The organism is Streptomyces sp. NPDC031265, from assembly GCF_055570295.1.
In genome coordinates this window covers 68,104-92,690 of the sequence record NZ_JBVIHM010000031.1, presented here as the reverse complement: position 1 = coordinate 92,690, position 24,587 = coordinate 68,104, and the positions used below count along the sequence as shown (strand labels likewise).

21 protein-coding genes are annotated in these 24,587 nt (G+C 72.2%); 11 read left to right on the top strand and 10 right to left on the bottom strand.

Annotation, left to right across the window (positions count from 1 at the left end; genetic code table 11):
- Positions 1–182: 182 nt before the first annotated feature.
- The 3 genes from ACZ499_RS33635 to ACZ499_RS33625 all read left to right on the top strand — a co-directional run bounded on the left by ACZ499_RS33635 (position 183) and on the right by ACZ499_RS33625 (position 4,217).
- Positions 183–1,565: an aldehyde dehydrogenase family protein gene (locus ACZ499_RS33635; RefSeq protein WP_468680140.1), complete on the top strand. Its 1,383-nt coding sequence runs from the start codon at positions 183–185 to the stop codon at positions 1,563–1,565.
- Positions 1,566–1,727: 162 nt separating this feature from the next.
- The gene (locus tag ACZ499_RS33630; RefSeq protein WP_468680138.1) at positions 1,728–2,993 is read left to right on the top strand and encodes an alpha/beta fold hydrolase; all 1,266 of its coding nucleotides are present in this window, start codon (positions 1,728–1,730) and stop codon (positions 2,991–2,993) included.
- Positions 2,994–3,035: 42 nt separating this feature from the next.
- On the top strand, positions 3,036–4,217 hold the full coding sequence (locus ACZ499_RS33625; RefSeq protein WP_468680137.1) for a M6 family metalloprotease domain-containing protein: 1,182 nt from the start codon (positions 3,036–3,038) through the stop codon (positions 4,215–4,217).
- Positions 4,218–4,283: 66 nt separating this feature from the next.
- Here ACZ499_RS33625 and ACZ499_RS33620 read toward each other — a convergent pair whose 3' ends face one another.
- A complete protein-coding gene (locus ACZ499_RS33620; protein WP_468680135.1) occupies positions 4,284–4,775 on the bottom strand; it encodes a LysM peptidoglycan-binding domain-containing protein in 492 nt (163 codons plus the stop codon).
- Positions 4,776–5,150: 375 nt separating this feature from the next.
- Positions 5,151–9,221, bottom strand: a complete 4,071-nt coding sequence (locus ACZ499_RS33615; protein WP_468680133.1) for a CHAT domain-containing protein — start codon at positions 9,219–9,221, stop codon at positions 5,151–5,153.
- A gap of 469 nt (positions 9,222–9,690) precedes the next feature.
- Here ACZ499_RS33615 and ACZ499_RS33610 point away from each other — a divergent pair, with 469 nt between their 5' ends.
- Positions 9,691–10,548 carry an oxidoreductase gene (locus ACZ499_RS33610; RefSeq protein ID WP_468680131.1) on the top strand — a complete coding sequence of 286 codons (858 nt, stop codon included), beginning with the start codon at positions 9,691–9,693 and terminating at the stop codon, positions 10,546–10,548.
- 722 nt (positions 10,549–11,270) lie between these two features.
- On the opposite strand, the gene ACZ499_RS33605 is transcribed toward ACZ499_RS33610, so the two are convergent.
- Positions 11,271–11,657: a MerR family transcriptional regulator gene (locus tag ACZ499_RS33605; protein WP_468680129.1), complete on the bottom strand. Its 387-nt coding sequence runs from the start codon at positions 11,655–11,657 to the stop codon at positions 11,271–11,273.
- Positions 11,658–11,789: 132 nt separating this feature from the next.
- Here ACZ499_RS33605 and ACZ499_RS33600 point away from each other — a divergent pair, with 132 nt between their 5' ends.
- Together ACZ499_RS33600 and ACZ499_RS33595 are read left to right on the top strand one after the other, a co-directional pair.
- Complete coding sequence (locus ACZ499_RS33600; RefSeq protein WP_468680127.1) at positions 11,790–12,455, top strand: class II aldolase/adducin family protein; 666 nt, start codon at positions 11,790–11,792, stop codon at positions 12,453–12,455.
- Positions 12,452–12,892, top strand: a complete 441-nt coding sequence (locus ACZ499_RS33595; RefSeq protein WP_385543165.1) for a carboxymuconolactone decarboxylase family protein — start codon at positions 12,452–12,454, stop codon at positions 12,890–12,892. Before ACZ499_RS33600 ends, ACZ499_RS33595 begins: the two co-directional genes overlap by 4 nt.
- 198 nt (positions 12,893–13,090) lie before the next feature.
- Here ACZ499_RS33595 and ACZ499_RS33590 read toward each other — a convergent pair whose 3' ends face one another.
- The 3 genes from ACZ499_RS33590 to ACZ499_RS33580 are packed head-to-tail and all read right to left on the bottom strand — an operon-like array spanning position 13,091 to position 15,399.
- The gene (locus ACZ499_RS33590; RefSeq protein ID WP_468680123.1) at positions 13,091–13,897 is read right to left on the bottom strand and encodes an ABC transporter permease; all 807 of its coding nucleotides are present in this window, start codon (positions 13,895–13,897) and stop codon (positions 13,091–13,093) included.
- Entirely contained in the window at positions 13,894–14,835 is a 942-nt protein-coding gene (locus tag ACZ499_RS33585) for an ABC transporter ATP-binding protein (RefSeq protein WP_468680121.1), read from the bottom strand. The genes ACZ499_RS33590 and ACZ499_RS33585 overlap by 4 nt, the downstream gene beginning before the upstream one ends.
- A 36-nt stretch (positions 14,836–14,871) precedes the next feature.
- Complete coding sequence (locus ACZ499_RS33580; RefSeq protein WP_468680119.1) at positions 14,872–15,399, bottom strand: YceI family protein; 528 nt, start codon at positions 15,397–15,399, stop codon at positions 14,872–14,874.
- 177 nt (positions 15,400–15,576) lie between these two features.
- On the opposite strand from ACZ499_RS33580, the gene ACZ499_RS33575 reads away from it, so the two are divergent.
- Together ACZ499_RS33575 and ACZ499_RS33570 are read left to right on the top strand one after the other, a co-directional pair.
- Positions 15,577–16,773, top strand: coding sequence for a sensor histidine kinase (locus ACZ499_RS33575; RefSeq protein WP_468680117.1), 1,197 nt, complete (start codon positions 15,577–15,579; stop codon positions 16,771–16,773).
- On the top strand, positions 16,770–17,429 hold the full coding sequence (locus ACZ499_RS33570; protein WP_468680114.1) for a response regulator: 660 nt from the start codon (positions 16,770–16,772) through the stop codon (positions 17,427–17,429). Before ACZ499_RS33575 ends, ACZ499_RS33570 begins: the two co-directional genes overlap by 4 nt.
- A 1,228-nt stretch (positions 17,430–18,657) precedes the next feature.
- Here the strand turns inward: ACZ499_RS33570 and ACZ499_RS33565 are convergent.
- Entirely contained in the window at positions 18,658–19,536 is an 879-nt protein-coding gene (locus ACZ499_RS33565; RefSeq protein ID WP_468680112.1) for a sigma-70 family RNA polymerase sigma factor, read from the bottom strand.
- Between the two features lie 83 nt (positions 19,537–19,619).
- Between ACZ499_RS33565 and ACZ499_RS33560 the strand changes: the two genes are divergently transcribed.
- Both ACZ499_RS33560 and ACZ499_RS33555 read left to right on the top strand, forming a co-directional pair.
- The gene (locus tag ACZ499_RS33560) at positions 19,620–20,069 is read left to right on the top strand and encodes a carboxymuconolactone decarboxylase family protein (RefSeq protein WP_468680110.1); all 450 of its coding nucleotides are present in this window, start codon (positions 19,620–19,622) and stop codon (positions 20,067–20,069) included.
- A gap of 130 nt (positions 20,070–20,199) precedes the next feature.
- Positions 20,200–20,622, top strand: a complete 423-nt coding sequence (locus ACZ499_RS33555; RefSeq protein ID WP_468680108.1) for a hypothetical protein — start codon at positions 20,200–20,202, stop codon at positions 20,620–20,622.
- A 52-nt stretch (positions 20,623–20,674) separates the two neighbouring features.
- On the opposite strand, the gene ACZ499_RS33550 is transcribed toward ACZ499_RS33555, so the two are convergent.
- The gene (locus ACZ499_RS33550; protein WP_468680106.1) at positions 20,675–21,316 is read right to left on the bottom strand and encodes a TetR-like C-terminal domain-containing protein; all 642 of its coding nucleotides are present in this window, start codon (positions 21,314–21,316) and stop codon (positions 20,675–20,677) included.
- Complete coding sequence (locus ACZ499_RS33545) at positions 21,313–21,699, bottom strand: VOC family protein (RefSeq protein ID WP_385820134.1); 387 nt, start codon at positions 21,697–21,699, stop codon at positions 21,313–21,315. The genes ACZ499_RS33550 and ACZ499_RS33545 overlap by 4 nt, the downstream gene beginning before the upstream one ends.
- 467 nt (positions 21,700–22,166) lie before the next feature.
- Between ACZ499_RS33545 and ACZ499_RS33540 the strand changes: the two genes are divergently transcribed.
- Positions 22,167–23,120, top strand: a complete 954-nt coding sequence (locus tag ACZ499_RS33540; protein ID WP_468680104.1) for a TIGR01777 family oxidoreductase — start codon at positions 22,167–22,169, stop codon at positions 23,118–23,120.
- Positions 23,121–23,210: 90 nt separating this feature from the next.
- On the opposite strand, the gene ACZ499_RS33535 is transcribed toward ACZ499_RS33540, so the two are convergent.
- Complete coding sequence (locus ACZ499_RS33535; protein WP_468680102.1) at positions 23,211–24,542, bottom strand: MFS transporter; 1,332 nt, start codon at positions 24,540–24,542, stop codon at positions 23,211–23,213.
- Positions 24,543–24,587: the final 45 nt, after the last annotated feature.

Sequence of the window (24,587 nt, the reverse complement as noted above, 5' to 3'; positions counted from 1 at the left end):
ACTATCCTCCCTCGCCGCGCTCCCCTCCCTCCCCCCCCCCCCCCCCCCCCCCCCCCCCCCCCCCCCCCCCCCCCCCCCCCCCCCCCCCGCGCCGCAGCGCCCGTCACCGGCCGGGCCCGGCTCACCGCAACTGCCCCGTACTTCCTCGACCCGCACCCCCCCTTCTTTGGAGGACCCCTCCCGTGACCGCTGACGTCACTCACCTCATCTCCCGCAACCCGGCCGACCCCGCCGACGTCCTCGTCCGGATCCCGGCCCCCGGGGCACGTGCCGCCGCCGACGCCGTGGAGCGGGCCCGTGCGGCCCAGCCGGGATGGCTGCTCGGCGGTGCGGCCGCGCGTTCGGCCGCGCTCGGCGCCGCCGCCGACGCGGTCGAGGCCGCGGCGGACGAACTGGCGGCGCTCGCCGTGCGCGAGGTGGGCAAGCCGCTCACCGAGGCCCGGGCCGAAGTCGCCCGTACCGTCGCCATCTGGCGGTACTACGCCCAGGCGCCCTACGAACCCGTCGGGGCGGTCCACGAACCCGCCGCCGGATCCGGCCTGCTGCTCACCCGCCGCAGGCCGCACGGCGTCGCCGGGCTCATCACCCCGTGGAACTTCCCCTTCGCCATCCCGAGCTGGAAGGCCGCCCCGGCGCTCGCCGTCGGCAACGCGGTGGTGCTCAAGCCCGCTCCCGAAGCCACGGCCTGCGCTCGGCGTCTGGCCGAGATCCTCCAACTCGCCCTGCCCGCCGGGGTGTTCACGGTACTGCCCGGCGGGGCCACCGAAGGTGACGCGCTCGTCCGCTGCGCCGACGTCGTCTCGTTCACCGGCTCGACCGGCGTCGGCCGGGCGGTGGCGCGTGCCGCCACCGAGAGGGGCATCGCGGTCCAGGCGGAGATGGGCGGCCTGAACGCCGCGATCGTCCTGCCGGACGCCGACATCGCGCAGGCCGCCGCCCACATCGCCGCCGCGATCGCCGGATACGCGGGCCAGAAGTGCACCGCCACCAGCCGTGTCATCGCCGTCGGCGCGGCCCTCGACCCGCTGCGCGAGGCGCTCGCCGAAGCGCTCCGGGCGCTCCCGGTCGGCGACCCGGCCTCGGCGGACACCGTCTGCGGGCCGCTCATCAGCGAGCGCGCCCGCGACCGGGTGGGCGAGGCCTCCCGCGGCCTGGACGTGCTCGCGGGCGGTACCGCGCCCCGGCACCCCGGCTGGTACACAGCCCCCACCTTGGTGGAAAAGGTCTCCCCGGCCCATCCCCTGCTGCGCGAGGAGTTCTTCGGCCCCATCGCCGCCCTGCTGCCCGCCGACGACCTCGCCCACGCGGTACGGATCACCAACTCGGTCCCGTACGGCCTGGTCACCTCGGTGCACACCGCCGACCTGGACACCGCCCTGCACGGATTCGACCGGCTCGACACCGGGATGATCCGCGTCAACGCCCCCTCCACCGGCGTCGACTTCCACCTTCCGTTCGGCGGCACCAAGGACTCCAGCCACGGGCCGCGTGAACAGGGCCGGGCCGCCCTGGAGTTCTACACCTCCAGCCGCACCTACACCCTGTCGCCCTCGCGAGCGAGGTGACCTCGTAGGCGCGCCGCCTGCCCCGGCGGGAACGGCCCCCGGCCCCTCCATAACGCGACGTTATGCGGGAACGAGGGCTCCTCGCCGGGAGGCCGCCCGCGCCATGCTCCTCCAAGAAAAGTCACACAGCACCCGGCGGCGCCCGCGCCGCGAAAGGCATCCATGAACCCGGCGTACGCAACCGTCGACCACGTCTTCACCGTCCCGCTGGACCACTCGGCCCCGCACGGCCCGACCCTCCAGGTCTTCGCCCGCGAGGTCGTCGACCGCGCCCGGGCGGCCGAGCGACTGCCCTGGCTCCTCTATCTCCAGGGCGGCCCCGGCGGCAAGTCGCCCCGACCGTCGGCCGGTTCGCCCGGGTGGCTCGACCACGCACTGAAGACCCACCGGGTACTCCTGCTCGACCAGCGCGGCACCGGCCGCTCCACTCCCGTAACCGGCCGGACGGCCGCCGACTTCCCGTCCCCGGCCGCCTTCGCCGACCACCTGGCCCACTTCCGCGCCGACGCGATCGTCGCCGACGCCGAGCTGATCCGGCGCCGGCTGTGCGGCGACGAACCCTGGGAGACCCTCGGCCAGAGCTACGGGGGCTTCCTCACCCTCACCTATCTGTCCCGGGCCCCCGAGGGGCTGCGCGCCTGCTACGTGGCCGGTGGGCTGCCCGGCCTGACGGCCACCGCCGACGACGTGTACGCCCGCACCTACCCCCGGGTGCGCGATCGCGTCCTCGGCTTCTACGCCCGCTACCCCGACGACGCCGCCCGCCTGCGCGAGATCGCGGACCTCCTCGCGGCCACCGACGTACGGCTGCCCGACGGGGACCGGCTCACCCCCCGTCGCCTGCGCACCCTCGGCCTCGCCCTCGGTATGGGTGACGGCTACGAGCGGGTCCACTGGCTGCTCGACGAAGCCCTGGACGCGAAGGGGGAGTTGAGTGACACGTTCCTCCACCAGGTGATGGGCGTGACCGGCTTCACCGGCAACCCCCTGTTCGCCGTGCTGCAGGAGACCCTCTACGGCCAGGGCACCTCGGCCACCGGCTGGGCCGCCGCCCGCGCGCTCGGCGACTTCCCCGGATTCGCCGACGGCGCCGACCCGTTCCTCCTGACCGGCGAGATGATCTACCCCTGGATGTTCCAGGAGGTCGCGGCCCTGCGTCCCTTCGCCGGGGCCGCGGACCTGCTGGCCCGACGCACCGACTGGCCGCAGCTGTACGACACGGACCGCCTCGCCGCCAACGAGGTCCCGCTCGCCGCGATCGTCTACCACGACGACATGTACGTGGACGCGGGGCTCTCCCTGCGCACCGCGCGCGAGGTCGGATCCTGCCGCGTCTGGGTCACCAACGAGTGGGAGCACGACGGGATCACCGCCTCGGGCGGCCGGGTCCTCGCCCGCCTGATGGACCTGGCCGCCGGCCACGCCTGACCGGCCCCCCACCCCCTTTCGCCCGCCTCCTGGAGGAGAGCCATGCCTGCCCCCTCGCTCCGACCGCGCCCCCTCGCCACCGCTGCCGTCGCCCTCACCGTGTGCCTGGCCGGGAGCGGCGCGGCGACCGCCGCACCCCGGCCGCACCAGGCCGCTCCCGCCGCCTGCGCGCTGCCCGGCCGGACGGGCTGGACCGACGAGGGCCACGACACCGACCGCACCCAGTTCCAGCCGTCCACCGGCACCCACCGCGTCCTCACCCTGTTCGTCGACTTCCCCGACGCACCGGAAACCGGCTCCACCGCCCCCTACGCCGCCCAACTCGCCCCCGCCGCGCAGTGGATGCGAGCAGCGAGCTACGGCCGCTCCCGCCTCGCCCTCACCCCGCTGCGCCGCTGGATACGGATGCCCGCCGCCTCCACGTCGTACGACTTCGCGCGCGGCATCACCTTCGAGGCCCACGAGAAGTACGTACGCGACGCGGTCACCGCGGCCGACCCCTACGCCGACTTCTCGCGGTACGACATGGTGTACATCGTCCCCACCAAGGCGGCGACGGCCGTCCCCTTCTCCCCGACCTACCTCTACGACCCGGCCACCGCGGGCATCACGGCGGACGGCACCCGGCTGAAGTGGGCCGTCACCTTCGGCCAGGACATGTGGCGCTGGGGCCCCAAGGTCGCCGACCACGAGACCGCCCACACCTTCGGTCTCCCGGACCTGTACTCCTTCACCGGGGACACCCATCAGTACGTCGGCGGCTGGGACGTCATGGGCAACATCGCCGGGGCCGCCCCTCAGTACCTCGGCTGGCACTCCTGGAAACTCGGCTGGATCCGCGACGACCAGGTCGCCTGCCTGGCCGCACCGGGACAGCGCACCGTGCGCCTCACCCCGGTGGAACGCCCCGGCGGCACGAAGATCGCCGTCCTGCGCACCGGCGAGACGACCGCGTACGTGGCGGAGTCGCGTCGTGCCGAGGGCAACGACCCGGCCGCCTGCTCCACCGGCGTCCTCGTCTACAAGGTCGACTCGGCCGCCGCGACCGGCGAGGGCCCGGTCCGGATCGCCCCGACACACCCCACCACCGTGCCCACCGGCTGCACCGCCCTGGACCTGGCCGCCCGGACCGCAGGACAGAGCTTCACCGACCCCGACACCGGCGCCCGCATCGACGTCCTCGCGGGCGGTGCGGCGGGGGACACGGTGCGGCTCAGCAAGTGAGCGGCGGCGTACCGATGGCCGGTGTCCGCATCGGACCGGGGTGGTGACCGCCGGATCAGGTCCGGATCACGACCCGATCGGTATGCGGAGGACCTGCCCCGGCACGATCTTGTCGGGGTCGGTGATCTGGGCCGGGTTGGCCCGCACGATGCGCGAGTAGAGGGAGGCGTCGCCGTAGTACGTCTTGGCGATGGCCGACAGCGTGTCGCCCCTCACCACCTTGTGCTCGCGGTAGCCGTAGTAACCGGGCACGATGCGCGGCCCGTAGATGACCGGAACGGTGACGGCGTTGATCTCGCTGCCGTCCCTGGCGCTCGCTTCGAAGACCTGGACGAGCAGTCGGTCGAGCTGGAAGGACGCGCGGCCGACGTCGACGGCGAGATGGAACTGCCCGTGTTCACCGGTGCCGCCTCCCGCGCTGAACGTGCCGGTCACCTGGTGGTGGCCGTCACTGATGCGGTACTCCAGGGTGGACTCGAATCCGGTGGCGACCCCGCCGATGTGGATCGGGTTGCCGACCAGGTCGAGGGCGCGCGGTTGGTCCATGCGATTGGTCATGAAGCCTCCCAGGTAGTGAATTGTGCGGCACTCGCAGCTTCGGCGGCGGGCCGACGGAAAACAACGGCACGCTTCGGCCGATTTCGCGGCGCCGGTCCGGGTGGTGGCCAATGTGCGAGGGCTCTCCCGCTGCCCCCGCCTGCGCTGGGGCCTGTCCGGCGGATCTGGTCGCCCGTGAGGTGCCTGCGCCTTTCGGTCCTGGTGAGCGGGGTCCTGGTGCTTCCCCAAGCTCTCCACTTCGTTCGAGCAGGGGAGACCCCAATGCTGCAAGGCGGAGGAGGGCGTCGACGCGATGGGGGTCCCCCCTGGCCCTTGAGGCCTTGGGGGAGGGCGTGCCAGGGCCCCGCGTCCCAGACAAGATCCGCCGGACAGGCCCTAAGCACCGGAGTGCAGATGGGCCGCCCACGTGTCGGGGCGATCGGGCATACGGTCGCGCAGGTGGCGGACCGCTTCGTGCAGTGCCCGGGCGGCCCGGTCGGGAGTGAGGTCGGAAGGGCTGCCCAGGGCCGCGTAGAACAGCCGGGCGAGTTCGGCGGCGTGGCTGTCGTATACGGGCCAGAGCGTGGCCACCACGCCGCGGAAGCCCGCGAGTTGGAACGCGGTGGCGAGGTTGACGAACTCGTCGGCCAGGTGCGGCACGCCCGTGGAGGCGGTGCTGCACGCGGAGAGGAAGGCCAGCCCGGCGTGGTCGAGGTCCAGGGCGGCCAGGCCGCTCACCGTGAGCGGGGCGTCCTGCAGCAGGAGACGGCTGCGGGACGGGTCGACGGGGTCGCTGACGGCATGACAGGCGAAGTGGACCAGGGAGCAGTCGCCCATCGCCGACATCACGTCCTCGCGCATGCTCGGGGCGGTCTCCTGCGCCGAGGTGTCCGTGTGTTTCCGCCGCGCGGTGAGCACCAGCGGCTCCGGCGTATGGGTGCGTACGTACCCCTCCTCCTCGGCCGTGTGCGGCAGCGGAGGGGCGCCGGGGGTGAGCGGCATCGTCACGACGAGCGCGCGGTGCGAGGAGCGCGAGGGCAGGGGGCGGCGGGCATGGCGCAGTGCGCGCAGGGTCGGGGTGTAGGAGGAGACCGCGCGGTCCATGACGGTCGCCCCTGGGCTGTCCGTGGGAGCCCGGTGGTATCCGGCGGCGTGCAGGGGGAGCAGGCCGAGCAGCCCGCCGGGGCTCCACCACACACGAGGAGCCTGGTGCCCCGGCGGTGGGGGAGAGGTGAGACCGAGGGCGGTCAGGACGGGCTCCGCCGCGACGTCCCACAGCCACTCCAGGGTGGAGTTGAGGGTGTGCAGGGCCGGTTCGCTGCGTGCGGGAGTGGGACTCGGCGCCCACCTCAGCGCCGCGGTGAAGTCCTGAGCCCTCTGCCTCACGGTGTCCCGGTCCAGGCCGGGCAGGGGCAGCGCGGTGACGGCGTCGGGGCGGATCAGCAGGGCGTGGCTGCCGTGGCCGCTGACGGCGAAGACCACCACCGGTCCGTACGCGGCCTGGGCCAGCAGGTCCGGCAGCTCCATCGGCAGCAGGAACCGGTCGAAGCCGGGCCGGGACCTGATCTCGTCCAGGACGGCGGAGAACTGCGCGGCGAGGTCGCGCCGGGCTTCCGTGGCCGGGTACCAGGGCTCGGTGGACGCCCAAACGCCGGGGGCGCCGTCCGCGTAAGCCGCGTTGAGCCGTTCGCGTATCGCCAGGAAGCGCGTGGCGAGTTCAGGCAGTCGGCGGCGCAGGTCGGTGACCTCGCCCCGGGTGTCGAGTGCCTGGCCGACCATGACGCCCCGGCCCGCCTCCGTCAGCCGCAGAGCCCTGGACGCGGCCGAGTCGGCGGCCGGGGGGTCGGTCCTCGGTTCGTCGCGCGCGGTCAGGACCAGGGCGGCGGCATCGGCGGCGAGTTCGAAGCAGGTTCCGAGCAGGCTCTGCTGATCGGTGCGGGCCAGCATGCGCGGGGTGAGCGCGGGCAGAACGTCCACGGCCGCCTCCAGCAGCGCCGCCGCCCGCACCGGCTCCCGGTCGGACAACAGGCGTGCGGCGGCGCGTACGGCGGTGAGGCGGCGCAGGGGCGCGGTGCCGGTCAGCTCCCAGGCCTCGGTGAACGCGCTGACGGCCGCGGACTCGGCGGGTTCCGCGTCCGGGTCCGTGGCGGCCGACAGGACGAGCAACTGCCCGAGGTTGACGAGCGGATAGGTCCGTGAGGGGGCGCCTGCCGGGAGGATGTCCAGGACTTCGCGGAAGGCGCGGGCGGCTTCGTCGCGTACGGCGGTATCCGTGGGGTCCTGGAAGGCCAGGGCCAGCAGGCTGTAGCCGAAGTTGTTGAGGTGCGTGGCGCGCGCCGGATTCCCTGAGGCGGTCGTTGCGACGGCTCGACGGCCGACGGCGATCGCCTCGTCCAGGTCGGCCGGTTCGGCTGTGAGGTCGAAGCGGTCGCGCAGAGCCAGGCACAGGTTGGACAGGCATCCGGGCAGTCGGGGGTCGACGGGTGCCATCAGGTCCGCGGCGCTCCGGGTGCTGTCGATCGCCGCGTCGAGCTCGGTGGCCGACCGGGTGCGGTGGTACCGGGTCAGCAGCGCGTACCCCTCGTTGTTGAGCAGTTGGGGGTGGGCGGGATGGCCGGGCTCCAGCCGGCTGCTCGCGTCGCGTACCGAGGCGAGGCACGCGTCGATGTCCTCCAGTGCGCCGCTGTGCTCGTACCGGGTGAGGAACGCCAGCGCGTTGTTGGCGATGATCGTCACCCAGTCGGGATGGTCGCGCGGAGTATCCGCGAGGGCCGCGCGGCCCAGCTCGATGGCCTCGTCCAGATCGTCCGGGCGGCCCTGGGCGGATGAACGCCTGACGAGGCAGAGCGCGAGCTGCTGCCGGGCCCGGGCACGGTGACGCGGGTCGGCGGCGTGTACGGCGGCCGACTCGGCGGCCTCGATCGCCCGGGAGATGTCGGCGGGCTCTCCCGAGCGCAGGAAGCGGGCGCGGTACATGAGGCTCAGGTTGGACAGGTCGAGCGAGGGAGCATGCCCGGCGCCCGGCGCGTCACGGAGCTCACGGCTGAGAGCGAGCGCGCGGTCGAGGTCTTCGAGGTGTCCGTCGCTCTGGAAGCGATGGGCGAGCGCGCCGCTGAGGGCGCGCAGCGCCACGTCCCGGTTGGCGTGTCCGGCGGGCGCCGCGGCGAGCGCCGCCTCGCCCAGTTCGACGGAGAGGTCGAGGTCGTCGCGAACGCCGGTGTGCGCATGGGCGGAGAGCACGGTGAGGGAGGCGTTGGCCAGATGGCGGGCCCGCCCGGCGGACTCGGGGGACAGGGCGCGGGCGTGCCGTACCGCGAGGCCCCTCGCCGCCTTGAGAGCCGTCGGATCCCCGGTGTGCTCGAAGACCGTGTGCCAGACCCCCGAGACGGCGAGCTGGGCCTCCACGTCGTCATCCGGCGCCGCGGCGGCGGCGCGTCGCGCGGTCTCGGCGGCCTCTTCCATGACCTGAGTGTCCTGGGTCCGCGCCGCGCGGATGGCGAGCCACTCGCCCAGCATGGCCAGCAGCCGGGCGAGCAGAGGGTCGCCGGGGCCGGTCGCCGTGACCAGCCGGCGCATCCAGTCGATCGACTCCTCCAGATCGCTGAGCGACCGCGACCGCTCGTAGCGCAAGTGCAGGAGTTGCGCGGCGAGTTGCACGCCGTTCGGATGCAAGGGGTCATCGGACTGGCCCGCGCGTGCACAGGCGCGTGCGGCCTCCACTGCCGCGTCCAAGTCCTCCGGGGCGGCCGTGTTCTCGTACCGGGACCACAGGGCGGTCGCCATGATGCCCATCGCCGCCGGCCGCTGCGGTGCGTCCTCGGCCATCGTCGCGACGGCGTGGCGGGCGGTGTCGACGGCCCGGTCGAGGTTCTCGGTGCCACCGCCCCGCTCGCCCAACAGCCGTAGGGCAACACTCAGATTGGCGAGCGCACCCGCGGCCGCAGGGCCCACCGGGATGTGCCCGACGATACGCATCCAGGCCCAGGCGGCCCTGGTGGCCGAATCCAGGCCCGCGTTGTCACCGGCGTCCCGAAGCATCCGCATAGCGGGCTCCATCGCGGCCCCTGCCAGCGTCGGGAGCAACTCCTGGGGCAGCGCCGCACTGGGCACGTATGCCTCTCCGGCGAGGAAGGCGGGAAGGAGGCACAGGACGGCGAACGTCTCATGGAACTGCGCGACCTCACCGGCGGAGGCCCGCGCACGGTGCCATTCCACCCACCCCAGGGCGAGGACGCCGCCCATCGTCCGGTTCCCGGGGAACTGCTCCTCCAGACGTGCCACGTCGGCCGCCACGTCCTGGTCGAGGATCGACGACGGGTCTCCCGTGTCGGCGATCGTCTTGAGGTGCCCCTGCACGGCGCCGAGCGCTTCCGGCTCGCCCGGCCCGTTCTCCGCCGCCCCGTTCTCCGCCACCCGGCCCGCCCCTCCACCGCCCGCCCCGGTTGCTCCTGCGTCTTCGAGTGTCATGAAGCCGGACGCTCCTCGCAGGGGTTCGAGCGGATTGCCCTCGGCAGGCCGGGATGACGCATCCGCAGCAGCGGGCTGATCTGCAGGGTGCGGTGGTGTCGGCCCTCGGATTGGCCGCCTTGCAGTTCAGCGTCACCGCACTGCCGGACCCCGAGCCGGAGCCGGTGCTGCGGCGCTCTGCGTTGTTCACACGCCACACGGTGCTGAGCGCATGCTGCCCACGTCATGGAATCCCCCGCCCCAGCCCGCGCCGTACTGCGCCCGCCCGTCCGGCAACCTCACCGCCGGCCGTGGCCGCAGCGGTCGGCCGCTCCCCTTGAGACATACGTAAGCTTTCAACAGCCGAGTCCTTTCGGCCACCTACTGGCCGATTCGTGACCCGGAGCTGGGGGCGCGCCGGAATTCGCACGCCCCCGGCGTGCGACCAGCGTCAGATCGCTGGCCGTCCGGGGCAACTAGGGTGGTGATCATGACAACAGAACGATGGGCGCTGGGCGGCGATTCGAGCGTCGCGAGGATCGGGTACGGCGCGATGAAGCTGACCGGCTGGCCGAAGGGGGAGCGGCCCACCCGGGACACGGCCCTGGCCATCCTGCGCAGGGCCGTGGAACTCGGCGTGAACCACATCGACACCTCGCACTACTACTCGCGTGACGGGGTGGCGGCCAACGAGCTGATCCGGGAGGCGCTGCACCCCTACCCCGACGATCTGGTGATCGTGACCAAGGTGGGCGCGCTGGTCGAGGGCTCCGACGTCGCCCTGCCCGCGGCGGAGAAGACCGGCCTGACCCCCGACAACCTGCGCCGCGGCGTCGAGGCGAACCTGCGCTCGCTCGGCCTGGACCGCCTGGACGTGGTGAATCTGCGGATGGGCGACCTCGACCGGACCGAGACACCCCTGGCCGCGCCCCTCGAAACCCTGCTCGCACTGCGCGAGGAGGGCCTCATCCGGCACCTGGGCATCTCCAACGTCACAGCCGCCGAGTTCGACGAGGCCCGCAAGATCGCACCGATCGCCTGCGTCCAGAACCTCTACAACCTGGCCCAGCGCGACGACGACCCGCTCATCGACGCCTGCGCCGAAGCGGGCATCGCCTACGTGCCCTTCTTCCCGGTCGGCGGCTTCCGGCCTCTGACGGCCGAGCGCCTGGACGCCGTCGCCGCCCGCCACGGCGCGACCGTGCCACAGGTGGCCCTCGCCTGGCTCCTGGCCCGTTCCCCGAACACCCTGCTCATCCCCGGCACGGGCTCGCTGGACCACCTGGAAGAGAACGTCGCGGCCGGGGCGTTGAGGCTGAGCGCGGAGGACATCGCCGAACTCGGATAGTAGGGACGGGCCTTGACCTTCCCGCACACGCCGTCGGCGACGGCCGCGGCCGCGGTGGAACGTGGTCGGCACGGCCGATCCAGCAAGGGCGACGCGGATGGTGACCGCGCGGGTCCGCCTTCGGTAACCGGGGTGTAGCAGCATATGGGGCCTGTTGTGCGGAGTGATAGAGAGAGCCCCGAGTGGTCAAGGTAGCGATTTCGTTGGCGAATTCGGGGGAATGTCGCTGTGAGCCAGCCGCCCAGTCAACAGCCGCCGCTGGAGCCGGTTCCGGGCAACCCGTATGCGCAGCCCGGGGGTTACGGTCAGCCAGGGCCGGTGCACCCCGGTGGCGACGGCCAAGCCCCCGGCGGCGCCGGGCACCCGCCGCAGCCGCCGTACCCCGATGGCTACGGGCCGCCGAGCCCGGCACCGTACGCCCAGACTCCGCCGGGCAACGGGGGTCGAGGCCCCTTCCGCCGCAAGCCCGTGGTGATCGTTGCTGCTGTGGTCGCGGGCCTCCTGGCCATCGGCGGCGGTGTGTACATCGCCTCCGGACCCCGGGGTGACGACGAGGTCGTACCAGGCGCTCGCTCGTACGGCCCGGTCGCCTCCCTGCGTTCCGAACTCGCCACGAGCGTCGGCACGGCTGCCCGCTGCGGGCCGTCGAACGAGCAGGATGAGGCAGGGGCCGGGCGCCGACGCCGGTCATGGGGGACAGGAACAGGGACAGGGACGGGAGTTCACGGCGTCGCCTTCGGCGCGTGCCACTCCGCCATCTGTTCCCGGAACTTCGGGCACTTGACGATGTCCTCCTCGCTGCACTTGACGGCATGGGTCAGGAGCTGGTGGGCGTGGTCGAGGTCGACCATGCGCTGCTCGATCTCGGTGATCTTGGCGCGGATCATCGCCTCTCTGTGCGGCTGGTCCCGCTGGAACTCGCTGATCTCGGCCAGGGTCAGCCCGGCTTGCTGGCACTTGCGCAGCACCGTGATCCGCTCGGCGGCCTCCGGCGGATAGCGCCGCTGCCCGCTCTCGCGTTCGGGTGCGGGCAGCAGGCCGTGGCGCTCCCAGTACCGGATGGCCGAGGCGGGCACTCCGGTGATCTCGGCGAGTCGGCCGATCGTCATCCGCACGTTCCGCTCCTCGTGCTTCTCATCGGTCCCGGCATTTGACTTAAACCTTAGTTCAAGTTGAAGAGTGGTCGGCACGTGGACAGCGGCGAACGAGCGGCTGCCGGCAGCACACTTTGGAGATGCGGTATGAGCGATACGTACCTGGTGAAAGAGCGGGCCGACCAGCTGGTGGAGGCCGCGGAGAAGCTCTTCGCGGCCGGGGTGATGTCCCACTCCGGGCACGCCAACCTGAGCGCCAGGCTCGACGGTGAACGCCTCCTGCTGACGCCGGGGTTCGTCCGCGGACTGCGGCCCGAACAGCTGGCGACCGTCGGTTTCGACGGGCAGGTCCTGGAGGGCGAGTTGCAGTCCGTCAGCGCCGAGATCATCGCGATGCACAGCGCCGTGTACAAGGCACGCCCCCACGTGAGCGCGATCATCCACACCCACTCGCCCTCCGCCACCGCCTTCGCCGTGGCCCACCGGCCGCTGCCGTGCCGCACCGAGCCGATGCTGCGCTTCGGGCAGGCCGAGGACGTTCCGGTGGTCCCCTGGGGGCCTCGCGGGTCGGACGTGTCGGTGCGCGGAATCGCCGACGTCCTGGAGCGGCGCCCGACGACGTCCGCGGTCCTGCTCGCCAACCACGGCCTCCTGGTGTTCGGCCCGGATTCGGCGGCCACCGCCCACCTCGTGGTGGCGATCGAGGAGAGCGCCGAGGCCGAGATCGCCGCGGCGGCGATCGGTGGCGCCGTGGACTTCCCCCCGGGCGCCCAGGAGGCGGTACGCGCCGCGGTCGCGAAGGCCACGGCATGACCGACGACACCCCCGCCTCCCGTACGGAGGCCGTACGGGACCGCTACCGCTCCACCCTCGGAACCGTTCCGAGCGGGGTACAGGAGCGGCTGCGCCTCGCCCAGGAATTCGGCCGGCTCCCGACCGAGGAGGCGATCGCGGCACTGCGCCACATCGTGCTGACCGACAATCCGCTGGGAGCGCGGGTGCAGCAGCTCGTCCACTTCGGGCAGTTGCTGGCCCTCGGCCGGGCACACCCGGCCCGGATCCACGCCCAGGGCGCACTCCACGCCGGAGCCGGCATCGCCGACCTCATCGGCGTCGCCGAGACCGCGCTCATCACCGCGGGCGTACCGGCGTACGCACTCGGCACCGAGATCATCGCCGAACTCCTGCCGCCTGGCGAGGGTGACGAGGATGGGCCAACCCATCCACCCGGTGGCCGGGTTCCGCTCTGAAGCACGACTCGCCCCGCAACGGGCAGGGCCGCCACCGCGGTATGTGCGCGGTGACGGCCCTCGGTCGTGCGACGCGTGGCTGTGGCCAGGCCGGACTACCAGCCGGTGCCGATCTGCGCACGCTCGCACAGGGGATTCAAGCCGTTGACGGCCGCGAAGCCGGGGCTGGACCGCCGATGCGGCCCGGGGCAAGACGCTTCACTCCGGGCGCGGGTCCCATCGGAACAGCCGGACCGCCACGGCCGCACCGGCCACGCCCCACAGGAGCAGGACCGCGAAGTCCCGCCAGGGGAGACCGGCGTGGTCCGTGGTGAACGCGCCGAGCAGAGCGTCGTTGAACGGCTTCACCGGCAGCGCGCCGGCGACGCCGTTCAGCAGGGCGGAGTGGATCGGCATATAGGTGCCCGAGATGAACACCAGCGGGAACAGGACGAACTGCACGACCGACGGCGCGGCCTCCGCGTTGCGGATCAGCGACGCCACGGCGACCCCGAGGGCGCAGAAAGCGGTGGCGCCGAGCACGAGTGTCAGGGCCAGTACGGGCAGTTGCGAGGGGGCGGGCAGTGAGACGCCGTAAAGTCGGCCGACCGCCGTGATCAGCACGACGTCGACGACGCTCACGACAACGCAGTGCGCCAGCAGACCCACGAAGTACGCGGACGCGGGCAGCGGTGTCGCCCGTACCCGTTTCAGGATCCCGTTCTGGCGCCGCCCGGCGAGTACGATCGCCAACTGGCTGTAGCAGGAGCCCAGGACGGACACCGCGGCGATCGTCGACACGTAGTACTGCAGCGCCGAGCGGCCGTAGTAGAACTCGCTGTTCCCGATGCCGCCGAACAGTCCGCCGAAGATCGCGATGACGACGACCGGGAAGACGAACGTGAAGAACGCGCTCTGCGGGTTGCGCCAGAACGTCAGCTGCTCGTAGCGGATCTGATGGCACAGCAGAGCGGGACCGCGGCGCCGGGCCTGCGGCTCGGCTGCACGGGGGGCGGCGGTGCTCACGACGCGGTCCTTTCCAGTGGGCGTTCGGGCACGTTGCGGTCCGGGTCGGTCAGGCGCAGATAGACGTCCTCCAGACTCGGCCGGTCGACCGTCAGCCGGTCGAGTACGGTGCCGCGCCGCAGCGCCCAGTCGGTGAGCCGGTGCAGGGTGGCGGTCGGTTCCACCGCCTCGACGACGACCAGTCCGTCCCGGTCCGGCACGGCGGCGACGGGCAGATCGGCGGCCGTGCTGCCGGGCGGCAGCGCGAAGCGGACCCGGGCCGGCGCGGTGTCGCGTCCGCCGAGCGTCGAGGGGGTGCCCTCGGCGACGATCCGCCCCGCGGAGATCACGGCGACGCGGTCGGCCAGTTCCTGTGCCTCCTCCATGTGGTGCGTGGTCATGAGGACGGTGGTGCCCGCGTCGCGCAGGTTCCGTACGAGTTGCCATGCGCCCCGGCGCGCGTTCGGGTCGAACCCGGTCGTCGGCTCGTCGAGGAAGAGCAGGCTCGGGTTCCCGATCATCCCCAGCGCCAGGTCCAGACGCCGCTTCTGCCCGCCGGAGAGCGTGCGGACCTTCTTCCTCTCCTGCCCGGCGAGGCCGACCAGCGCGATCACCTCGTCGATATCGCGCGGCGCCGGGTAGTAGCCCGCGTCACGGGCAAGGGTCTCTCGGACCGTGAGGTAGGGCTCGACCGCGATGTCCTGAAGGACCAGGCCGATCCGCTCGCGCAGGGCGCGCGCGGTGGACCGGTCGCCCGGGTCCAGGCCCAGCACGTCGACGCGACCGCCGTCCCGGGCACGGAAGCCCTCCATGATCTCCATGGCGGTGGTCTTCCCGGCGCCGTTGCGGCCGAGCAGCGCGAAGATCTCCCCCTGCTCGACGGTGAAGCTCACCCCGCTCACCGCCGACACCGCGCCGTACCGCTTGTGCAGGTCTTCGACCACGACCGGGCTAGACAAGGCGGCCGCCCGCGGGCAGACACACGTCCGACGGCGTCAGGCGAGTACGCACGTGACGTCCAGCGTCAGGCCGAGATACCGCCCCGCCAGCCCGCGGGCCGCGGTCACCGCGAAGTCGGTGCGGTCCACCCGGGTGGTGGCACGGACGGTGAACGAGGCCTTGCGTATCTCCGTGTGCACGATCGCCAGGCTCGCCGGCCGGGAGATCCCGCACACGGTGAGCGTGCCGGAGACGGACGTGGTGTCCACCCGCCGGGCGACGAACGTGATCAGCGGGTGCCGGTCGGTGTCCAGGAACTTCGCCGACCGTACGTCGGTGTCCCGGCGGTCGTTGTCCGTGCTGAAGCTCGCCGCCTCGACCTCCACGCGCATCCGCGAATCGGACAGCGGCCCGGCCACGTCGACCGTGCCGCTGCGGATCGCGAACGTGCCGCGCACGGGCAGGAGGCCGAAGAGGTGCCGGGTTTTGAAGGTGATCGACGAGCGGTCGGTGCTGATCGTGTAGCGGCCGAGCCGGGGAGCCGTCGTGGTGGCTTCGGCGGTGGGTTCGTCTGTCGCATCCATGGCCTCATTCCACGGCAGCGCGCCCGTGATCCGGCAGGGCGAGCGGTCTGCTCCCGAAGCGACCAACGGCTGGTCGTCGCGTCCGGCATACGACTTTCGTAGGGTCCGTACGGGCCGGAAGCAGGGCGGGATCCGGGGGCGGCGGGGCGGCGGCGCGCATGCCCTACCGTAAGCGTCATGACAGACGGACCGTGCGACCGTCGGCACCGGGTGGCCGTGGACGTGGCGATCGCGGTCGCCTTCGTCGTACTCGACACCGGCGCCACGCTGATCGGCCTCAGCTGGTGGCCGGACCACCCCGGCGCCCTCGCGTGGGTGATGCTGGGCGCGCAGGCGCTCGCCTGTGCCTCGCTGGTCTTCCGCCGCGTCGCGCCGCTCGCCGTCGTCGGGGTGCTCGGCGCGTTCACGCTCGCGGTGACGCTGCTGAGCTCGCCCGCCGGTGCGCTGACGCCCGCCACCGACACGAACGTATGGGCCCCCTACGCGACCGTGGTGGCCGCCTACGGCCCGTTCTTCTGCCGCAACGACCGCCGCACGGCGTTCCTCGTGCTCGCCGCCTCCACCCTCGTCATCATGCGGCCCTGGGAGCCGTCGGCCACCGTCATGACGATCGGGCTGCTGCGCACCGCGGTCGGGCCACTGCTGGCCCTGTGCTTCGACGCGCGCCGACGGATGTTCCTGGCCCTGGTCGAACGCGCCGAGCGGGCCGAGCGGGAACGCCACCTGCTCGCCGAACAGGCCCGCGCCGAGGAGCGCGCCCGGCTCGCCGGGGAGATGCACGACGTCGTCACGCACCGGGTGAGCCTGATGGTGCTGCAGGCCGGAGCCCTGCGGGTGACAGCCGGGGACGAGGCGACCCGGCAGGCGGCGGAGGAACTGCGTGCCGCGGGCTGCCAGGCGCTGGAAGAGCTGCGGGACCTGGTCGGCATTCTGCGCACCGCGCCCGAGGGCGACCACACGCCCTCGGTGGCGGCGTTCGCCGACCTGGTCGCCGAGTCCGTCGCGGTGGGCACACCGACAGAACTGATCGAGGACGGCGACCCGGCCCTCGCCTCGCCGGTGGTGGGCCGCACCGCCTACCGCGTACTGCGCGAGGCGCTGACCAACGTACGCAAACACGCGCCCGGCGCCAGGGTGACCGTGCGGGCGCAGTACGAGGAGACGCGGGTGCGCCTCACGGTCCACAACACGGCCCCGACCGGCAGCCCCCGCAGCGCCCTCGCGGCCACGGGCTCCGGCCTGGGCATCGAGCATCTGCGCCGACGCATCGACCTCGTCCAGGGCACCCTGCGCGCGGGACCTGCCCCCGACGGCGGCTTCAGCGTCGAGGCAACGCTGCCCGCGTACGTCCCGACCCCGGAACGGGTGGTATGACCGTGGGGGTGCGCATCGTGGTGGTGGACGACGAGCCGATGGTGTGTGTGTTCCTGCGCACCATTCTCGACTCGGCCGATGACCTGGAGGTCGTCGACCAGGCCCACGACGGCGCGTCCGGCGTCGAGGCCGTCCGGCGCAGCCGCCCGGACGTCGTCCTGATGGATCTGCGCATGCCCGGCATGGACGGGCTGACGGCGATCGAGCACATCAACGCGTTCCCGCAGCCACCGCACATCGTGGTGCTGACGACCTTCGACGCCGACCAGTACGTGCTGCGCGCCCTGCGGGCCGGGGCTTCGGGCTTCCTGGTCAAGTCCACCCCGCCGGAGGAGCTGATCGGCCTCGTACGGACGGCCGCCCAGGGCCACACCGTCCTCTCCCCGTCCGCCGCCCGCCGACTCATCGCCGCCTCCACGGACAGCCTCTCGACCCGCGACCGCGCCCGCGACCTGGTCGCCACGCTCACCGAACGCGAGCTCCAGGTCCTGACCGGCCTCGGCGAAGGCCTGTCGAACGCGCAGATCGCGTCCCGCCTGTTCCTCTCCGAGGCCACGATCAAGGGCTACGTGTCGCGAACGCTGGACAAACTCAACTGCACCAACCGCACCCAGGCGGGCCTGCTGGCCCATGATGCGGGGATCGTCGGGGCGTAGGGACCTGACGTGGCGGACGCGCTCACGTCTGGTCGCGCCTGTTGCGCAGCCTCCAGCGCCGGAGTGCTGTTCGTCCGCGTACGCCTTCAGCCTGGCCGTGGCGTCGCGCAGCCACGGCATGGTGCAGCGCAGGGGATGCCATGCGTCGGGAGCATGCCCACCAACCGTCTTGAGTCGGACGCTGCCGTTCCGGGGGCCGGGTGCGCCACCTGCTGCCGCGCCTCTTTGGCCATGCGCAAGGTGAGGGTGGCGTGGTCGAGGGTGCCCTGATAGCGCTTGGTGAGCAGCCCGTTCACCGTGTCCTTGCCCCGGGCGCGTACCTGCCGCATCTGTGCGACCTGCCGCAGGGTGTGCTGGGGATCGTTGAGCGGGGGGGCGGACCGTCTCGGCACGGGTACATGCGGAACACACCAGAACGGCGGCAGTGGCCAGGACGAAGGGACGGCGCATCACGAACTCCAGGAGTGGGTGGAGCACTCCTGCAAGGACGCGTCGCATGCGCGCGGCCCCGAACCAGCGCGTGTCTCAGGAACTTACGCCATTCGCCGAACCCCGGCCGAACGGGTATGAAGCCCCGCTTCGGAGGGCCCCCAACTGTCGTCACAGAGCCGCAGACGCCACCACGGACAGCGTCGCCCCGTCCAGTCCGTCCACTGGGGCGGATCAGGGTCGGGGAGGGTGCGGTGGCGGAACTCCGCGTCCAAGCGCCGGAGCAGGCGCTGCAGTTCCGTACGCGCCCGGGGCGGCAGGTGGCACACGAGGTCCTGCAGCGCGTCTCTGACGACGGCCACGTCGTCGTACTGGCAGCCGGACAGGCCGGGCACTCGGAGGCGGTCAGTGTCAGCTTCGTGCCGGGCGGCGCAGAAACGCTCGGTGGCTTTCGAGGAAGCGTGCGGCGTTGCCGGGCCGCACGTGCTCGCTGCGGGCGGCCAGTTCCGCTGTACGGATCGCGGCGCTTGTGGCCTGCGACAACCGGTCGATGGGCGGCTCGTCGTACGCCCACTGGGCGCAGCGTGTGTGTTGGTGCTGGTGTTGCTGTACGGCGCGGAGTGCGCCGGGCCGCCTACGCGGCATCGGCCTTTCGGCAGGGGGGCATCATGGCGGCCATGATGCCGTGGGCGCGCGGCCCGTCGCTGCCCGCGTGAGGGCAGGGTTGGGCCTCAGTCCTGACGGCCGCCCCCCCCGCGGTGAAAAGCGACGCCGCTGCGGGGACGGCCCGGACGGGGACTCACACCCGATCCGGCAGGTCCATCAGTGCGAGCTCGGCCGGGTCGACCACGGCCGTGATCTCCGTGATCCGGCCGCTGGCGACGGTGAACGCGAGGACCGCGAGCGGGGTGCCGTCCTCGCGCCAGGAGAGGACCCCGGGGAGGCCGTTGACGAGCACCGGTCGCCCCCGCACCGTTGCGGCGGCAGACAGTTTCGCGCCGGCGGCGACCTCGGTGGCGCCGAGGGTGACGACCACACCGGCGGGGGTGTCGACGGTCAGTCTCACGTCCGGGGCGAGCACTCGCAGCAGTCCCTCGAAGTCGCCGTGACGAGCCGCCGCCAGGAAGGCCTGGACCACCTCTCGCTGCTCCCGTCCGACGGCTGTCGGCCGCTCGGCCGCCTGCACCTTCCTGCGGGCGCGGCTGGCGAGCATCTTGGCGGCGTCGGTGGACTTGCCGAGGATCTGGCCGATCTCGGCGAACGGCACCGCGAACAGGTCGTGCAGTACGAACGCCAGCCGCTCGCTCGGCCGGAGCGACTCGAGGACGACGAGGAGGGCGAGCCCGACCGAGTCGGCGAGCACCGCGTCGTCCTCAGGAGCAAGCCCGTCGTCGAGCGTCACTACGAACTCGGACAGCCGGTCGTCGTACGGAGCCTCGGGGCGGGTCTGGCGCGCTCGCAGGACGTCGAGGCTGATCCGGCTGACCACCGTGGTCAGCCAGCCGGTGAGGTTGTGGATGGTGGCCGCGTCCTGGCGGGAGAGCCGGAGCCACGCCTCCTGTACTACGTCCTCGGCGTCGGCGTGTGATCCGAGCATGCGGTGGGCGACCGCGCGCAGCCGGTCTCGCTGGGACTCGAAGGCCTCGGCCACCGGGTCCGTCGGGCTGGTGTCGGACATGTTGTTACCTTCCTCGGATCCGCTCCGTCGTGGGTGATGACGAGCCCGGGAGGGCACACGTAACCGATGAAGGGGCGGGACCGATGGAAGCACGTATGAAGAGTGCCGGAAACCCGGATCTGATCACCGCGATCCAGCACCTCCACAAGGCGGTTCACGCCGGGGGCGCCGGCCCCCGCCTGCTGGAGCTGGTCCACCTGCGCGTCAGCCAGATCAACGGCTGCAGCCCGTGCGTTTTTGCAGGTGTCGACGCGGCGAAGAAGGCCGGAGAGACGGAGGAGCGGCTGCACAACGTGGTCGCGTGGCGCGAGACGCCGTTCTTCACCGATGAAGAGCGCGCGGCGCTCGAACTGGCCGAGGCGGCCACCCGGATCCAGGACGGCGCGGCGGGTGTGACCGACGAGATCTGGGACGCCGTGGCCGACCACTTCAGGGAGGAGCAGTTGTCCGCGATCATCCTGGTGATCGCGATGACCAACTTCTTCAACCGGATCAACCGCACGACCCGGGAGCAGGCCGGCAAGACCTGGTGAGCGGGGTGGGACGCCATACGCCCGGCCCTTTCCCGAGGCGATGGCGTCCCACCAACCGGCACGGCGAGAACAGAACATGCGAGTTGGCATGCGGCGGCTGTCGGGTGGTTGCGAAAGGGAGGACTCCGCGGTGGGTGGCAACGAGTGGGCGGGAACGGGGCCGTACCGGAAGGATTCGGCGGCGGCGTTGCGCCAGGCCCAGGAACAGGAACTGGCGGAGAAGGACCATGGTTTCTCCGGACAGAGAAACGCCGGGCTGTGGCAGGACGAGGCCTGGCAGGAGTACATCCTGACCGGCGGCACCTGCACGGTGCTCGACTTCTGCGCGGTCATCGACGCCAAGTCGCGCGACGATGTCGCCATGGTGCGGCCACTGACCGAGCAGCAGCTGCGCAGTTGGGCCCCCGAGGGCAGACCGACACGCGCGCGATGGGACGCCGCCCTGGACACCGGGCCGCTGTCCTTCCCCGGCCGTGGAGCGGGCAGGTGCACGGTGTTGTACCGCGACGGCGACCCGACGGAGGCTCGGTACTGGGGATGTACGGCGGACTGAAGACTGTCCATCGAGGTACGAGCTCAAGCCTCGGCCGGGGCGCTTGGGGTGGTCAGGTCTGGCGGTCCGGGTGCCGGCGGAGATGGGCGGGTGTCTGGCTGATGCGGACGAGGCGGTCGAAGTCGACTGCCGCGCCGCGCAGGAGCAGGTCGACGGTGTCGGCTGCGGACGGCCGGGCCGTGGTGGTGTCGCCCAGGAGCGCGCGCTGGTAGACGGAGGCGGCGAGGAGGTCGACGAGGACGTGCGGGTCGACGTCGGGGCGCAGGTCGCCGCGGCTGACGGCCTGTTCGACGGCGGTGGTGGCGGCCTGCCTGCTGGGTTGGACGAGCACCTCCATCAGCCGCCGGTGCAACTCCGGTACGCGGGCGCAGTCGGCGACCAGTGGTGCCAGGACACCGCGGGGCAGCCGCTCGTGCAGAGCCTCGTCGAGCAACCGCACGCTCTGCATGAGGTCGCAGCGGGTGCAGTTGTTGTCCGGCACGGGCGGGATGGCGAGTACCGAGGCGAGCGCGTCGATGAGGAGGTTCTGGCGCAGCGGCCAGCGGCGGCGCATGGCCGCTTTGGTGGTGCCAGCCCGTGCGGCGACCGCCTCCAGGGCGAAGCCCGTGTAGCCGTCCGTACGCAGGATGTCCAGGGTGGCGGCGAGGACGGCGGCGTCGATCGCCGGGTCGCGCGGGCGCCCGGCCGCACTCACTCGGCGTCCTGCGGGTACCACCGCAGCTCGACGGTGTTGCCTTCCGGGTCCTGGACGTACACGGAGGTGGCACTGCCCCGCGCCCCGAACCGCGACACGGGGCCCTCCAGCACGGTGAAGGTGCCCGAGTCGATGACCTGCTGCCAGTCCAGCGGGTCCACGACGAGGCAGATGTGGTCGACGTTCGACTCGCCGCGCGGGCGGTCGAACAGGTCGATGATCATCGTGGGGCTGACCCGGACGGAGGGGAAGGGCACCTTGCCGGCCCGCCATTCCTCGACGCGGACCGGCTCAAGGCCGAGGGGGCCGGTGTAGAAGTCGAGGGCGCGCTCGACGTTCTGGACGTTGAGGACGAGGTGGTCGAAGTCCTTGACGCGCAGCATGAGGTCGGAGCCTTTCGGTCAGTGGGGGCCGGTCGTGATTTCGATTCGGTCCGGATCGGATCGTAACAGGGGAGGGGCTGCTGGGAAAGGGGTGACGGTGCCTCATCCGCTCTGTGGGTAGGGGCGGTTGGGGAGTGCTTGTTGCGTGTGGCGAGGCTCGGTCTTGAGCCCGGCGGCGGGGTGCGCATGGGGGGCTGGCCGGTTTGGGGGCCGGGGTGTTTCTTCGGGTTACGGTGTGCAGCCGCTGTCCGGGGCTTGCGGGCGCCCTCTCGGATGCGACTGACTGTCGGCGTGGCCGGCGTCCGGCCGGGCCGGGGGGTGGCGTCGGGGTGTGTGCCCCGCCGGCGGGATCAGGCCGCGCTCGCCCACCCACCCGATTCCCCGCCGGTCCCGCCCGTTACCGATCCCGCGTTTGAACGCGTTCAAGTCCTCCTCTAGGCTCAAGGCAACAGAGGGAGGGGAAGTCGATGAAGGTAGTCATTCCCGGCGGAACCGGGCAGGTCGGCGCTGTGCTGGACCGTGCTCTGACCGCCGCGGGCCATGAGGTCGTGATCCTCACCCGGCGGCCCGTACGCGAGCGCGAGGTCTATTGGGACGGGGAGAGCAGGGGGCCTTGGGCCGAGGAGGTCGACGGCAGTGACGTGGTGATCAACCTGGCAGGCCGCAGTGTCAGTTGCCGGTACACCCCGGCCAACCTGCAGGCCATGATGGACTCGCGCGTGCGCTCGACGGAGGCCGTGGGCCGCGCGATCGCCGACGCCGCCCGGCCGCCCCGCCTCTGGCTGCAGATGAGTACCGCCACCATCTACGCCCACCGCTACGACGCGGCCCACGACGAGGCCACCGGTGTGATCGGCGGCGCCGAAGCAGGCGTCCCGGCCTACTGGGGCTACAGCGTCGAGATCGCCAAGGCCTGGGAGCGTGCGCAGGAGCAGGCCGACACCCCGCACACGCGCAAGGTCGCGCTGCGTTCCGCCATGGTGATGAGCCCCGACCGAGGCGGCGTCTTCGACGTGATGTCGTGGATGGTGCGGCTCGGCCTCGGCGGGCCCGTCGCGGGCGGCGCCCAGTACGTGTCGTGGATCCACGAGTACGACTTCGTCCGCGCGGTCCAGTTCCTGGTTGACCGGGACGACATCTCCGGCCCGGTCAACCTCGCCGCCCCCGCCCCGCTTCCCCACCGCGCCTTCATGCGCGCCCTGCGCGCCGCCTGGCGGGTCCCGGTGGGTCTGCCCGCCACGAAGGGTATGGCCGAACTCGGCGCGTTCGTACTGCGCTCGGACACCGAACTCCTGCTGAAGAGCCGCCGCGTCGTCCCCGGCCGCCTCCTCGATGCGGGCTTCGCGTTCGGCCACGGTGAGTGGCCGGACGCCGTCCGGGATCTTGCCGAGCGTCGACGTCAGCGCCGGCGCGAGGGGTGACGCCGAGTCTGGACTCCCCCCGACCCACGCGGGGAACGGCCCCTGACGCACTCCTGGACGTCATGCCTCACATCGGCTTTCAGTTCGCTTTCAAGTTCTGGGACGAGGTCTCCGATACCTCGTCCCACTTGCCGCAGAAGCTGTGTTCGCCCTGGCCGAGCACGTGGCCGGGGTGGGTGTGCCAGGTGTGGTGGTGTCTCCGGCCGGCCGGGGCGGGCCAGTTTGTTTGATGAGTGGTTTGACGATGAGGAGTTGTACGGCGGCGAGGGCCAGGGCGAGGCATGAGGTGGCCGCCCAGAGTGTCGTGACGCCGGTGTGTTCGAGTATTTGCGTGGCGGTGACGGGGGCGGCGGTGGTGGCGATGCCCCAGCTGATGCCGTACGCGGCGAGGTAGCGGTCGGTGGCGCCGGGCGGGGCCAGACCGGCCACGACGCTGATGGCCCGGCCCAGGATGATGACGTCGCCCAGGCTCCAAACGGCGGTCGCGATCAGGAACGCGGGCAGGGTGTGCGCGATCGCGTAACCGGCCAGGCCGATTGCCAGCAGGGTGTAGCCGAGGGCGAGGGCCGCGGGGGCGGCAAGCGCTGCGAGGCGGCGCAGGCGCAGAGCGGGCTGGGCCGCTATGACGGTCGCGGCCGAGGCGGTGAACAGCAGCCCGGCGTCGGCGGCCTCGTGGCCGCGCCGGTCCAGGGTGAGTGGCAGCGCCATGACGATCTGCATGGAGATGAGCGCGAACGCGGTGCCGGACGTGAACATCGCCCACAGTGCGCGGTCGCGCCAGGGGCGGACCGGTGCGCCGAGTTCGCGGTCATGGGTGGCGGGAGGGCGGGGATGGTCCGTGGCCGGGGCGGGCAGATGGTCCGCCGCCAGTGGGTGAGGGTGGTCTGCGGGCAGCGCCATGCGCAGCGCCAGCGCGCATGCCAGGCAGGTGAGTGCGTCGACGACGAAGAGCCAGCGCAGGTCGTAGCGGCCCAGAGCGGCCGCGATGAGTCCGGCGCCCGTGCCGCCGGCGGCGAGCGCGGCATTGAGCAGGCCGTACGCGCGTACCCGCTCGGCGGGAGGAACGGTGTCGGCGATGAGCGCCTGGCTCGGCGGCTCGTAGAGCTCGAAGGCCAGGCCGAGCAGGATCGCGAAGCAGGCCACCGAGGTCAGGGAACCGGCGGCGGCGACGCCCAGTTGTGCGAGGGCGCAGCCGGTGAGGCCGATGACGATCGTACGGCGGCGTCCGAGGCGGGCCGCCAGGTGGCCGCCCGCGAGCCGGGAGGGGATCGTCGCGAGGCCGAAGGCTGCCGAGAGCAGGCCCGCCGTCGTGGTGCTCGCACCGAAGTCGGTGCTGATCAGGACCGTCAGGAAGGGCAGGGAGAAGGCGCCCAGCCGGTTGATCGCCCGTGCCGCCACCAGCAGCCATACGGTCCGCGGCATGACCGCCACCCCTCGCGTAACTGTTGAATCGGGTAATGTCAGTCA

Excerpts from the sequence above, each read along its gene's own strand:
- ACZ499_RS33540 (WP_468680104.1), top strand. The coding sequence starts at position 22,167 with ATGAAGGTAGTCATTCCCGGCGGAACCGGGCAGGTCGGCGCTGTGCTG.
- ACZ499_RS33570 (WP_468680114.1), top strand. The coding sequence starts at position 16,770 with ATGACCGTGGGGGTGCGCATCGTGGTGGTGGACGACGAGCCGATGGTG.
- ACZ499_RS33615 (WP_468680133.1), bottom strand. The coding sequence starts at position 9,221 with ATGACACTCGAAGACGCAGGAGCAACCGGGGCGGGCGGTGGAGGGGCG.
- ACZ499_RS33610 (WP_468680131.1), top strand. The coding sequence starts at position 9,691 with ATGACAACAGAACGATGGGCGCTGGGCGGCGATTCGAGCGTCGCGAGG.
- ACZ499_RS33605 (WP_468680129.1), bottom strand. The coding sequence starts at position 11,657 with ATGACGATCGGCCGACTCGCCGAGATCACCGGAGTGCCCGCCTCGGCC.
- ACZ499_RS33625 (WP_468680137.1), top strand. The coding sequence starts at position 3,036 with ATGCCTGCCCCCTCGCTCCGACCGCGCCCCCTCGCCACCGCTGCCGTC.
- ACZ499_RS33575 (WP_468680117.1), top strand. The coding sequence starts at position 15,577 with ATGACAGACGGACCGTGCGACCGTCGGCACCGGGTGGCCGTGGACGTG.
- ACZ499_RS33600 (WP_468680127.1), top strand. The coding sequence starts at position 11,790 with ATGAGCGATACGTACCTGGTGAAAGAGCGGGCCGACCAGCTGGTGGAG.
- ACZ499_RS33580 (WP_468680119.1), bottom strand. The coding sequence starts at position 15,399 with ATGGATGCGACAGACGAACCCACCGCCGAAGCCACCACGACGGCTCCC.
- ACZ499_RS33595 (WP_385543165.1), top strand. The coding sequence starts at position 12,452 with ATGACCGACGACACCCCCGCCTCCCGTACGGAGGCCGTACGGGACCGC.
- ACZ499_RS33535 (WP_468680102.1), bottom strand. The coding sequence starts at position 24,542 with ATGCCGCGGACCGTATGGCTGCTGGTGGCGGCACGGGCGATCAACCGG.
- ACZ499_RS33620 (WP_468680135.1), bottom strand. The coding sequence starts at position 4,775 with ATGACCAATCGCATGGACCAACCGCGCGCCCTCGACCTGGTCGGCAAC.
- ACZ499_RS33565 (WP_468680112.1), bottom strand. The coding sequence starts at position 19,536 with ATGTCCGACACCAGCCCGACGGACCCGGTGGCCGAGGCCTTCGAGTCC.
- ACZ499_RS33545 (WP_385820134.1), bottom strand. The coding sequence starts at position 21,699 with ATGCTGCGCGTCAAGGACTTCGACCACCTCGTCCTCAACGTCCAGAAC.
- ACZ499_RS33630 (WP_468680138.1), top strand. The coding sequence starts at position 1,728 with ATGAACCCGGCGTACGCAACCGTCGACCACGTCTTCACCGTCCCGCTG.
- ACZ499_RS33560 (WP_468680110.1), top strand. The coding sequence starts at position 19,620 with ATGGAAGCACGTATGAAGAGTGCCGGAAACCCGGATCTGATCACCGCG.